The sequence below is a fragment of the Candidatus Poribacteria bacterium genome (assembly GCA_028820845.1).
In the GTDB taxonomy this organism is placed as follows: Bacteria; Poribacteria; WGA-4E; order WGA-4E; family WGA-3G; genus WGA-3G.
In genome coordinates this window covers 25,636-37,904 of the sequence record JAPPII010000118.1, presented here as the reverse complement: position 1 = coordinate 37,904, position 12,269 = coordinate 25,636, and the positions used below count along the sequence as shown (strand labels likewise).

General features: G+C 46.8%; 11 protein-coding genes. 10 read left to right on the top strand and 1 reads right to left on the bottom strand.

Features of this window, described 5'->3' with window-relative positions:
* Window positions 1-297: 297 nt before the first annotated feature.
* The 4 genes from OXN25_22435 to OXN25_22420 are packed head-to-tail and all read left to right on the top strand — an operon-like array spanning window position 298 to window position 4,921.
* Complete coding sequence (locus tag OXN25_22435; protein MDE0427622.1) at window positions 298-2,073, top strand: long-chain fatty acid--CoA ligase; 1,776 nt, start codon at window positions 298-300, stop codon at window positions 2,071-2,073.
* Complete coding sequence (locus tag OXN25_22430; protein ID MDE0427621.1) at window positions 2,070-3,107, top strand: alcohol dehydrogenase catalytic domain-containing protein; 1,038 nt, start codon at window positions 2,070-2,072, stop codon at window positions 3,105-3,107. Before OXN25_22435 ends, OXN25_22430 begins: the two co-directional genes overlap by 4 nt.
* Before the next feature lie 48 nt (window positions 3,108-3,155).
* Window positions 3,156-3,881: a phytanoyl-CoA dioxygenase family protein gene (locus OXN25_22425; protein ID MDE0427620.1), complete on the top strand. Its 726-nt coding sequence runs from the start codon at window positions 3,156-3,158 to the stop codon at window positions 3,879-3,881.
* A 26-nt stretch (window positions 3,882-3,907) separates the two neighbouring features.
* A complete protein-coding gene (locus OXN25_22420) occupies window positions 3,908-4,921 on the top strand; it encodes an NADP-dependent oxidoreductase (GenBank protein ID MDE0427619.1) in 1,014 nt (337 codons plus the stop codon).
* An 83-nt stretch (window positions 4,922-5,004) separates the two neighbouring features.
* Here OXN25_22420 and OXN25_22415 read toward each other — a convergent pair whose 3' ends face one another.
* Entirely contained in the window at window positions 5,005-5,949 is a 945-nt protein-coding gene (locus OXN25_22415; protein MDE0427618.1) for a D-2-hydroxyacid dehydrogenase, read from the bottom strand.
* 129 nt (window positions 5,950-6,078) lie between these two features.
* On the opposite strand from OXN25_22415, the gene OXN25_22410 reads away from it, so the two are divergent.
* From OXN25_22410 to OXN25_22385, 6 genes are all read left to right on the top strand, one after another.
* A complete protein-coding gene (locus OXN25_22410; GenBank protein MDE0427617.1) occupies window positions 6,079-6,603 on the top strand; it encodes a hypothetical protein in 525 nt (174 codons plus the stop codon).
* A gap of 341 nt (window positions 6,604-6,944) precedes the next feature.
* Window positions 6,945-7,229 (top strand): thermonuclease family protein, encoded by a 285-nt coding sequence (locus OXN25_22405; GenBank protein ID MDE0427616.1) that lies wholly within the window; start codon window positions 6,945-6,947, stop codon window positions 7,227-7,229.
* Window positions 7,230-7,480: 251 nt separating this feature from the next.
* Window positions 7,481-9,190, top strand: a complete 1,710-nt coding sequence (locus tag OXN25_22400) for a glycosyltransferase family 4 protein (protein MDE0427615.1) — start codon at window positions 7,481-7,483, stop codon at window positions 9,188-9,190.
* Window positions 9,191-9,199: 9 nt separating this feature from the next.
* Window positions 9,200-10,846, top strand: coding sequence for a glycosyltransferase (locus OXN25_22395; GenBank protein ID MDE0427614.1), 1,647 nt, complete (start codon window positions 9,200-9,202; stop codon window positions 10,844-10,846).
* Between the two features lie 75 nt (window positions 10,847-10,921).
* Window positions 10,922-11,191 carry a hypothetical protein gene (locus tag OXN25_22390; GenBank protein ID MDE0427613.1) on the top strand — a complete coding sequence of 90 codons (270 nt, stop codon included), beginning with the start codon at window positions 10,922-10,924 and terminating at the stop codon, window positions 11,189-11,191.
* A gap of 91 nt (window positions 11,192-11,282) precedes the next feature.
* Window positions 11,283-12,218: a hypothetical protein gene (locus OXN25_22385; GenBank protein ID MDE0427612.1), complete on the top strand. Its 936-nt coding sequence runs from the start codon at window positions 11,283-11,285 to the stop codon at window positions 12,216-12,218.
* The last annotated feature ends 51 nt before the right edge of the window (window positions 12,219-12,269 follow it).

Below are 12,269 nucleotides of genomic sequence, written 5' to 3'. Positions count from 1 at the left end.
CTTTTTGTATCTGGTCGTATAAAGAATATGGTGCGGAAATATGAAGTTTCCAAATAGGTTTTGGCTTACAATATACTTTAATTATCTATTATTTTTTTTATAAAATGCAAATTAAAATGACTGGATATAGAATATTTAGTTTTTTCACCACAAAGTCTGCTTTTGTGCTAAAATGATTGGAACTGTAATGATTTTTGAGTAGCGTTTGATTGTTACCCGTTGATGATATACGTCGGAATGACTTTTTCCACTGCCAAAAACGAAAAAACCGAGTTGTTGTAAAGCATGCACGGCTTGATGATGAACTATCCATTGACGCTCGCGCAGATTTTAGAGCATGCGCACCGAATTCATGGTGATAAGTGTGTCCAAACGTTGCTGCCTAATTCCGATGTGCATCGTTATACCTATACTGCGCTATATGAACGTGTGAAACGGCTCGCAAACGCCATCACGGAATTAGGGGTTCAGCGCGGCGATAGGGTTGCGACTTATGCTTCTAATACCTATCAACACCTGGAACTCTACTATGCCATTCCGTGTATCGGTGCTGTACTCCACCCACTCAACCTTCGCCTCTCCGCTGCACAGTTAGCCAAGATTGTTCACGAAGCCGAGGACAAACTCATCTTTGTCGAAGGGGCATTTGCTGAACGATTTGAAGAACTTCGGGATAGGATTACTTGTAAACGTGTTGTCCATTTCGATCTAATGTCTACGAATACTGGCGCGCTTTATGAAAAGCTGCTCCGTGAAGCTGAAGAGGCATATACTTATGACATCCGGGATGAGAACTGGGCAATGGGGCTCTGCTACACCAGTGGGACGCAAGGAGAGCCTCGTGGTGTTCTTTACACACATCGTTCTATGTTTCTCCACACTTTGGCGGTCAATCAAGCTGATGTCTTCGGATTAACGGAGATGGATGTCGTGCTGCCGCTTGTGCCGATGTTCCATGCTATGGCATGGGGTTTGCCTTACGCTTGTATGTTCGCTGGTGCTGATATGGTATTGCCGGGACCGAAACCTACATGCCTTGCAGATGTTATTGCTGAAAACGGGGTTACTGTCGCTGCAGGGGTGCCGACGGTTTGGGCAGCGGCTTACCCGGAATTACGGAAAAGGCGACAGGAACTTTCGTCGTTTCGGCGATTGATAGTCGGTGGCGAAGCGATGTCACCTACACTCATTGAAGCTTATGAAGCCGATCTCGGTGTTGAGGTGTGCCATGCGTGGGGAATGACTGAAATGTCTCCGACTGGGACGTTCTCGAAATTGCGCAGCGCACATCAAGGACTTTCAGACGTTGAAAAGTGGCGCGTTAAGGCAAAACAGGGAAGACCCGTACCGGGCGTTGAACTTCGGCTCACGTCTGGAACACCTACCCATTTCACTGAACTCCCTTGGGATGGTGAGACGGTTGGGGAGGTTCAGGTACGGAGTCCGTGGACAGCGAGTCGCTACTATAAGAGTGAACCGACAAGGGAATATTTCACTGCCGATGGGTGGTTGCGGACAGGTGATCTTGCGACGATTGACCCTGAAGGGTATATGCAAATTGTGGACCGCGCGAAGGCGTTGATTCGTAGCGGTGGAGAGTCTATTTCGAGTATTGCCTTAGAGACAGTGCTATTGCGACATCCACAGGTACTTGAGGCGGCGGTAGTTGGTGTTCCTGATGAAAAATGGGGGGAACGTCCAATCGCTGTTGTTGTCCTCACACCGATAGGTGCGGTTTCTAACCGCACCGATACCCTTAAACCGGTAGGTGTGGTTTCTAACCGCACCGATACCCTTAAACCGGTAGGTGCGGTTTCTAACCGCACCGATACGGACCTCGCGGGTGCCCTCATACAACATCTCACCTCAGAATTCCCTAAGTTCTGGATTCCTGACCAATTTGTTTTTATTGATGAAATCCCGAAAACAAGCGTTGGAAAGTCCGATAAACGTGCCCTTTTGGAGCGGCTTGCAAGCCAAAACTTGCTTGAAGAAAGGGAAATGTTTCTATCCAATGGTAAATGGGTAGCCAAAGATTCCGACACCTCGGAACCGAAAGGAGACATCTCATGAAAATGAAAGCTGCTATCTACACAGGCATTGAACAGATTGCGATTCGAGAGGTTGAGCGAAACGAACCGCCTCCAGGCTTTGTGCTCGTTGACACGAAGCAGACCGGTATCTGTGGAAGCGATCTGCACAGTTATTTCGGGCATTGGGGACAGTCCCATGAATACGCTGCAGGACATGAGACGTGTGGTGTTGTCACAGCTCTCGGTGCAGGTGTAACAAAGTTTGAGATTGGGGACAAGGTGGCTGTGGAATGTTTCTCGCACTGTGGGACGTGTAGGTATTGTGAGACGGGGCAGTACAATCTCTGTTTCAATAGGGGCGGCATCTCTCCGAGTATGCACGGTGGATTCGCTGAATACACTTCGACGCACCAGTCGGGGTTATTCAAATTACCGAAGGACATGACGTTTGAGCAGGGAGCACTCGTCGAACCGTTGGCTGTTTCACACCGTGCTGTGGCGCGGACAGGTGCCAATTTCAGAGACACAGTGGCGATTATCGGCGGTGGTACTATCGGTCAATTCGCTTTGGCGGATGCCGTTGCAGCGGGCGTTAAGGAGACACTCATCACTGTTAAGTACGAACAACAGGCAGAATTGGCAAAGCAACTTGGGGCGGATCATGTCGTCAATATTAGTGACATCAATGTCTCGGAATACGTCAAGGATGTCACGAACGGTATCGGTTTTGATGCTGTGATCGAAACGGTGGGTGGTGCGGAGAACTTCAATGCCGCTATGACTATCGTTCGGAAGCAGGGTGCCGTTGTCCTTGTCGCCGGATATTACAAACCCCTTGAGGTAGATCTCTCCCGTGTCGTCTGGTCGGAAGCCTTCGTCACAGGTTCTAACTGCTACGGTTATAGCGGTATGGAAACCGACTTTGAAGCGGCGATTGAGTTGATAGATTCCGGCAGGGTCGATGCCACAAAACTCGTGACGCACTATTATCCGCTTGAGGAGATTAGCGAAGCGTTTCGCGTGTCCGCTGATAAGACATCTGGAGCCGTTAAGGTGCATGTCTGTCAGGAGTAGCGTCCTCAGCGAAATAGCAGGCAGCGATAAAAAAGGATTTTTTACACAATGCAAAATGGGAACCACACGTTAAGCAACAAAGAAAGGGAACAATTTTGGCGGCACGGTTATCTCGGTCCTTACAAACTCTGTAGTTCGGAAGAGATGTTCAAGATGCACTCGGAAATCGAGAAGATCCTTGAGACCGCGCCGCCGGATCACCAACAGTTTGGGCATAACCGCCACCTTGATTCCCCGCTAATTCACAATCTTGCCACGCATCCGTCTATCGTCAAACGAATGGTGTCTCTCTACGGTCCCGATCTCCTGCTCTGGCGGACGAACTTTTTCATTAAGGAGCCGGGGGCGAAGGAGATTCCGTGGCATCAAGATTTCAACTACTGGCCCCTTGAACCGCCGATTATTATTTCGGCGTGGATTGCTGTGGATTCGGCGACCTTGGAAAATAGCTGCCTCCAGATCGTTCCGGGTTCACATCGCAAAGTGATACCGCACGTCAAAGCGACTTCAGACATGGCATTCGGACAAATGGGTGACCTCGGTTTCGTTGATACAACCGATGTTGTCAACTTAGAGATGCAACCCGGTGAGTTCGTCCTTTTCAATGAACGGACGCTACATCACTCAGAGGCGAACCGCTCCGCCAAACGGCGTATCGGCTTGGCTGTCCGCGTTATTTTGCCTATCGTTAAGGTTTTTGATTGGGATGCACCACGACATGAGCTCATCGTCATTCACGGCAAAGACCCCGTTCAGTTCAATAAAAGGTCTTAATTATTATTCGTAAGGAGAAACGATAAATGAATCGTCAAATTACCCTCGCCTCTCGGCCCGTAGGGTATCCGAAAGCGTCAGATTTCAACTTGGTTGAGGTGCCAATTCCAACACCTAAAGACGGAGAGGTATTAGTAAAAACCATCTATCTCTCCGTTGACCCATATATGCGCGGACGGATTAATGCTGCGAAGTCTTATGCCGCTAACGTTGAGATTGATGAAGTCATGGTCGGTAGCGTCATCGCCGAAGTGATTGAGACAAAACATCCGAATTTTGAGATTGGTGATATCGTCAACGCCGGTATCGGTTGGCAGGAACACGGTGTCGCTGCTGGCGATGGACTGCGAAAAATTGATCCGGCAATTGCCCCTATCTCTACAGGTGCAGGGATTCTCGGTATGCCGGGTTTAACAGCCTATTTTGGCTTGCTGAAGGTTGGGAAACTTCAAGCGCGTGAAACCGTCTTTGTCTCTGGTGCTGCCGGTGCCGTCGGTTCTGTCGTCGGACAAATTGCGAAGATTAAAGGCTGCCGGGTCGTCGGTTCCGCTGGAACTGATGAAAAGGTCGCGTATATTGTTGATGAACTCGGTTTTGATGAGGCTTTTAATTATAAAGAAATTGACGATTATAACGATGAACTTCAGAGGCTGCTGCCTGATGGTATTGATGTCTATTTTGACAATGTTGGCGGTAGCATTACAGATGCCGTCTTCCCGAATTTAAGAATCAAAGGACGGGTCGTTATCTGTGGACAAATTTCGCAATATAACTTAGAGAAACCAGAGATGGGACCCCGTTTCCTCTGGTTTATGATTACCAAGCGCGCCCGCATCGAAGGCTTCCTCGTCTCTGAATTCGCTGACCAGCATGCAGAGGCACTCGTTGAGATGGCAGAATGGCTGCGGCAGGGCAAGTTGAAATACCATGAAACGATCGAGGAAGGTGGCATTGAAAATGCCCCTGCAGCGTTTATTAGCATGCTAAAAGGGGGAAACATAGGAAAACAACTCGTCAAGATCGCTGACCCGAGTTCTTGATTATAGTAATCTATAACGACATCTGTGTAGAATCTGTAGGGGTAGGTCTTGTGCCTACCCCGCACTTTTACTTCGCAATTCCACTAATATCCCTTCTCCTTATCAATCACGCTCAGGAGCGGTTTGCCAACGAGCATCCGTTCCAGATTATCACAGAAAAGCCCGACTGAACGGTCTAAACGAATCGGTGAGCCGCCAGCAACGTGTGGCGTAATTATCACGTTCGGCATATCCCATAGTGGGCTGTCAAGTGGTAATGGTTCTTCAGGCGTGACATCCAACCCCGCACCACCAATGCTCCCCGAAGTCAGTGCTCGGAGCAGTGCCGGTCCGTCTACAATCTTCCCACGTGTGACATTAATAAGCAAGGCATGCGATTTCATCTGTTCAAAGGCTGCGTCGTCAAACATGCCGTGGGTCTCTGGTGTCAACGGGGCGCAGATCGCAACGACATCGGATGCTGCGAGGAGGTCGTGGAATCGATCCATCTTCCAGACTTCATGAACAAACGACGGTGCTTCAACTGCCTCTGGATCGACAGCGATAACGCGCATATCGAACCCTTGTGCCCGACGCGCGACATCAATTCCGGTGCCACCGAGGCCAACGATCCCCAGCGTCCGTTCGCTTAATTCCCATGTCGCCAGACGGATAGGCATCCGATTGTCCCATGTCCGTTCGCGAACGGAGCGTCCGATACCTCGCAGGAGACCCAGCAGTAAAGCCCACGTCTGGTCTGCCAAATGCGGTCCAACGAATCCTTTCGCACTTGTCAAAATGACATTGCTCTTGACAAATTCGGGGAACAGTAGTCCATCGACACCTGCTGAAAGGACTTGCACCCATTTTAACTGCTTCGCATTTTCAAAAAGTGAACGGTTAAATCCGCCGAATACAATATCAGTGTCCGCGATTTCCTGCAGTGCTTCTGCTGAATTCTGTGGACGGACAAGCGAGAGCGTGTCGGAAACCGATTCGATCTGATGTTGTTGTTCTGCTGTAATGTCGGTATTAATCAAAATTTTCATTTGACAGTCTCCTCTCTGTCGTGGTATTCTATATACAAAATAACGAAATTCCTATACATTAACCAGCAAGTTTTAGCTTGCAAACTACCCCAAAAGACACATTTCTTTACAACAAAGGAGCATTCTATTGTGATTCACTCATTTTTAGTCCGTAACCGACGGTCTCCTGTCTTTTCTATACCTATCTTTGCTATCAGCATTTTTCTCGCTGCAATTTTTATTGCAAGCTGCGGCGACGAAGGCGACATCACTGAAGACACCACAGGGACAACCGATGTACTTCAACCCACGACGACACCACCTGCTACTCAGACACCCGTCCCCGCGGAACAACCCGCCGAAGTTGAGGTGCCACCTGTAGTTGAAGAACAAGGTGTCTCTTTTAAGGACGATATTCAGCCAATCCTCGCTGAACGATGCGCCATTCCAGGGTGCCACGCTGCACCGGGTGTTGCTGGACTTGACCTCACGCAATATGACACCTTCAAAAAAGGCGGAAACGGTGGCGCAGCCTTCAACGCCGGCAACGGTAAAGGCAGCCTTGTTGTTAGACGTATTGACGGCGGTGGTATGCCTCCGATCCCACCCCCGCTTGATGCCGATCAGGTCCAACTCTTCATCGACTGGATCGACGAAGGTGCCGAGAACAACTAAATTTCAGCGGTATCATAACACCTCTATTCCGTTCTGTCAAGATTTAAAATTCGCATAACCATTGGCGCGTCCCTTACGCGCCTTTTCTTTTAAATAGGGCTTACGCAGAATGCTCTTTTGTAGCATAACCTGTTAGGTTGTGCGTTCCAAAGGAAACCGTGTGCGTCCAAGCATTTCCATCTAATAGAATGCCTTACGGTCAAAATTGCGTAAGTCCTATTTAAGAATTGCACTTTCTGCAACCTTTTACCTTTCCTCACGCGTTATTATACTATAAGACCTTTATCTTTCACCAAACGGCATGAAGGTGCACAGTCTATTCTTAAGGCAAGGGTAAAGAGATGAATGAATATTCAACCCATGTTACGTCTGTGATTGATGGTGATACTTTTACAGCTTCAACTCAAATAATTCGCTTGGCAAATATAAATGCTCCCGAAAGCGGCACACCACAAGGACGAAGCGCAACTGTCTATCTGAAGCTCCTCATAGGAAAGAAACGCGTCAGGATCAAACCCGTAGCTATTGATCTTTACGGTCGCGCAGTCTCCCATGTGTGGCGGTATCCAGATGGCTTGTACGTTAATCGAAGGATGGTTGATAGTGGACATGCTGCTTGGGTGTAAATTACCGTCTTATGGCTGTTGGTGTTGGGTTTCCGAAGTATCGTGCGCTGAGGCTGTTGTTTTAGGAGTATGCAAAATCTGCAGAGTAAGGTATGCAGAATTTGCCGACTGCGAAAAATTTGCGTAGTTGATATTTTGCGAAAATCCGCTAATGATAAGGTTTATCCAATTGGCACGAGAATTGCACTATATGAAATATGCCAAGCGATGTTTAACTGGTTTGTTATACTACCACTTACAAGGATGAAAAAGTGCTTAATTTTCCGAAATCTCTACATCAACTCCATATCTTTGAAGAAGAGGGTAAACTTTACGCCGCTGATCTTGATAAGGCACAGCTTGTCGAAATCTCTGCTGTCGTTGCTCATATCCTGAAACTCGCGGAGACACAGCCTACAGAGGCGATCACAGATGCCCTGAAAACTATCTATGATACGGCTGAGATTGCACAAGCATTCGAGGCATTAACTGAACATGATCGACAAGGTTTGCTGTTTAATCGTGGAGAAAATCCTACAACCCCCTTTTCCAGAGAAGACAACTCACCACATCTATTATTGGTCCTGCCAGGATTCAACGCTGACACCCTTTCAGACATAGAAAATACCAGTGCCGGAACTAACATCGCGCTCGCGTATGCTATTCAGGCACTGAAGGAGTGTGCTATTCTCTACTTTGCTGGCACACAAAACAGAAGACTCAGTGAGAATCTCTACGAAATTGATTTGAATCTGCACGACATATTGCGCGCCCCTGAAAAGGTGGCAGAGCAATACAGCGGTATTCTTACACTTCATTGGGAACTGAATGAGGAATCGGTTCTCTCTCTCTTCCGATGTCCTGAGCTTCCGCCAATCCTGATGCAAATCCATGCTGTGCGTGGGCATGGCGGCACGGGTATTCGTTCTGTACTCCTTCATTATGCAGCGTTGCGAGATTGCGATGCCTTTACTACTCCTTCGGATTCTGTTGGGGACTTCTATTCTCGCTTCGTCTGGGATAAAAGTGTTTTCAACACCGTACCAAACGGTGTGGATCTAAACTTATTCTGCCCAATGGATAAACAACAAGCGAAGCATGAACTTGCAGAAATCGTCGGAGATGAGCGGATTAAAACGATGCCCACAGTGGGTTATCTCTCCCGCCTTCAAGCTGAAAAGGGAGCCTCTATCTATCTAAAGTTGGCGGAACTCAATCCACACATACTCTTTTTGCAGGCGGGTTGGAATCAAGGCAGATATGCACACAGAACAATGCCAGACAATCTCGTCTATGTTGGATTCCATCCGCGTAAGAAACTACCACTAATTTACAATGCTTTTGATGTTTATTGCTTCCCATCTGTGTCTGGTGAAGAGACTTTTGGATTGACAGTCCTTGAGGCGATGGCATGTGGGGTGCCTCCCGTTATCTCCGATTTCGATGGTGTTCCTTCTGTTGTCGGAGACGCTGGTTTAATCGTTCCAGCCGTGCATTTTGAACAAGACATTGCTACCATCACTAGTTACGCCTCGCCGTTAGACTTCTCCCAAGAGATAAATCTATTGCTAAATGATAATTCACTACGGGATGCCTATGCGAAAAAGGCGTTGTCTCGTGCGCAAACGTTCACTTGGGAAAAGAATGCGCAGCGGATCCTCTCACTATTTGAGGAACTGAATCGAAAAAAGAAACTCGTCTCTCAAAATCGCCTTCTCCCATTTTTCTCCCCCTATTGGAATGCCTATCGGAAACAAATTGAGCAAAAGTCTGTCCTTTTGAATCTGAACACGCAATACGAGAAACCGGTGAATCCACTCAACGTCTTCAACCAACAGGTTGAAGATGGGTTGGTCCTCACTCTCCTCAAAACGCATACTATCAGGGAAGTGGAAGCGGTTCTCACGGAACTTATGGAAGATGAGAATGCCGCCAAAACTATACTGGCAAGGTGTCAGGGTTTCATTCAAGCTACAGCATGAGGTTTCATAATGAAAGTTCAAACAAAATACCGAGTACATAAACACCACAAATTTGAGCACGGTGGAAAAAAGTACGCCGCTGATATGGAATTCGATGTCATTGTTAAAATAAACGATGTAGAGTGGGAACTTCTTAATCGGGACCTCGCGGAAACAATTTATGCAACCGTTGAGGGTTTGAAATCCCAATTTAAAACAGAGCAGATTTTTGAAGGGATCGAACGGTTAGAAAGTCTTTCTCAGCGTAGGTGTCTGTTAAGCCCAATTAGTAGAGTAATTGAAGAGCATACTCGAAATCCAGAGACAAAACTTAAGCTCCTTGTTCCATTCCAATTCGCCTTAGAAAAAAACACACTTGATACTATCACAAACGAGAATCGGTATCACCTACTGAAAGCACTTTCGAAATATACTGAATTGGAAACTATTGATGTGACCGGTGATGAAACACCTGACATCCTTGATTTTGTGTCTGTTCGAGCGATAAAGAAACCAGAAGAAAATGAAAGAAGTTTTCCCTTACCGTGGTATGTAGGAAAGGGTTACGATGGCATTCTCCTCCTGAGTCAAGTTCTATGGTATGATACTTTGTGTTATCCACAAGAAGTCCCTATCCTTTACTGCGCGGAGAGCGATCGGAGGCTACGGGATCTGGTACTTGACAAAACCTTAGAACACTCTACCGCTCAGAAACCTACGGATCTAATTTTACCAAAAGCATCGTGGCTCACCGATTGGTTTTCGGAATTCGGGGTAAATCCTGCCGGAATGTATACAATTTCAGAAGGCATCAATGTCGTTGAACCTATTGGAAAGGCATTGGCAAAGCAATATACTGCCTCGCTTACAGAAAACCCATTATTTTCACAACAACCCGTAGTCGGCATTATCTCTGGGTTTGAACCTAATATGGCAGTGAGGGTAATTTCAGAATTGGCGACATCCAATCCACATATTGCCTTTTTCGTCTATGATTCGATTTTGGCGGAACATTATAACAACAAACCCAAAAATGTCGTGCTTTTCAGCGCGGACGATGAAGATACGCGATCAGTGTTACCGATATTTTTCCAAGCGTTGGATATCGTCTGTTTCCCAGCCATCTCGGGGACTTCTCCGTCGTTGGTTCTGGAGGCAATGGCTTATGGCACCCCGGCAGTTGTTATCTCACAATATGGACTCCCGCCTGAAATTGAAGGTGCGGGGATTCTTGTTCAATGCTCCTTTAGCAAGGAACACGACTTGGAGATTCCGATGCGGCAGTTGTCAAAAACGATAAATCAACTCCTAAAAGACACAAAGCGGCGGGGGAAGTATGAACAGATAGCAAGAAGTTTTGCGGCAAAGTACACATGGGATCGTACTGCAATGGAAATTGTTCAATTATTTAAACAGAGTGCTGCGCGTGCCAAGACGCGCCCTCAACCCACAATGCCAAACCTGCTTCCACCAATTTTTTGTCAGTATTACGATCCGCGAACCGGCAGGACTTATCCAAGAGCATATAATCAAGAAACAAAACGCTTTGACAGTCTTGAAAACGCTTTAGCAGTGATATTATCTAAACATCATACACCTGCTGAAGTGGCGTCTGTTTTCAAGCATTTCCAGCGCGACTCATTTCTCGCTGGAAATGGACTTAACTGTAAGGTTTAGATTTTCAAGTCTAAACTGAGTTGAGTTAATCCCGCCGGGGCTGAGATACCCGGTATAAAGAAAGGAGAAACCTGAATGAAAAATCTCAAGTCGAAAATCCGAGACTTCCTTGATTCCGAAGAAGGTCGTGTCGGTGTGAAAACGCCGTTAGCACTCGGTGTTGCTGCGGGTGGGCTGATGCTTGCACAGGCATTTGTTGTCACACCTCAAGCTGATGCATGCACCCAGGCAGACGACTGTGCGGGAAATGAAACTTGCATGGAAAAATGTCTTGACTGGGTCTGGGTTGCAGAGGAAGAGTATTGGACTTGCCGCGTTTGGGGCATGGGATGTGTGGAAGTTTAATGATGTAGACCCTATCCCATAACTTTAACTGCTTTGCATAGGTTTGTTTACAAACCTATGCAAACCCCCGTTAGCTAAAGGATATACACTCATGAAACGGATATATGGATTATGCGCCTTGATCTTTGTGTTATTATGTCAACAAATTTGTACGCTTTCTGCCAGAGTCCCAAAAACCTCAAAAATCACTTTTCAATCTAATCGTGATGGCAATGATGAAATCTATTTAATGAATCCCGATGGAAGTCAACAAATAAATTTAACCCGGCACCCTTCAGGTGATTTTTCTCCAATATGGTCGCCTACAGGAGAAGAAATTCTTTTTCAATCTAATCGTGATGGCAAATTTGACTTATATCTTATGGCTGCCAATGGAAAAAATGTAAGGGCAATCTTTCGAGAAAGGAGAAACAGAAACAGTCCGAGTTGGTCGCCGGACGGAAAAAAGATTGCTTACGCAAGTAACGGATCCATCTACATCTCGACACGAGATGGGAAAAATATTAAAAAAGTAGTGCAGGGTCGGGCACCTGCCTGGTCCCCGATTGGAGAATGGATAGCATTTATTCCTATGCCGCCTGTCGAAATCCGGTTACTTAACACCGAAACTGGAGAACAAGAACCGATCTTTAGAATCCAATTAGGGGGCAGGTTAGAAGATGTTTCATGGGCACCGGATGGTCATCACCTTGCTTTCTCTGGAATTGACAGAGCTTTCTGGCAGCAGCAGACTATTTACACATTGAATCGTAATGGAACAATGGTTAAAAGAGTTCTAAAACCTAAGGCACCCTTTTGGGTAGAAGCGGTCACCTGGTCCCCCAGAGGCGATAAACTCCTTTATGTGCAAAGGGCAAATGGACAGTCTCAAATCTTCAAAATCGGTTTGATGGATCGTAGAGGAGAACAACTCACCCACGAGGGGAACTTCAATTCTGATGCTCATTGGTTTGACCCTGTTGGTCTACAGGTTCAGCCGCAGGCAAATCTTCTGACAACACGATGGGGAGAACTGAAGCGGCAGTAGTCTGCTTTTTTCAGATAGAAACAGTTTTCAAGCGTTTCCAGCACAAGTGAA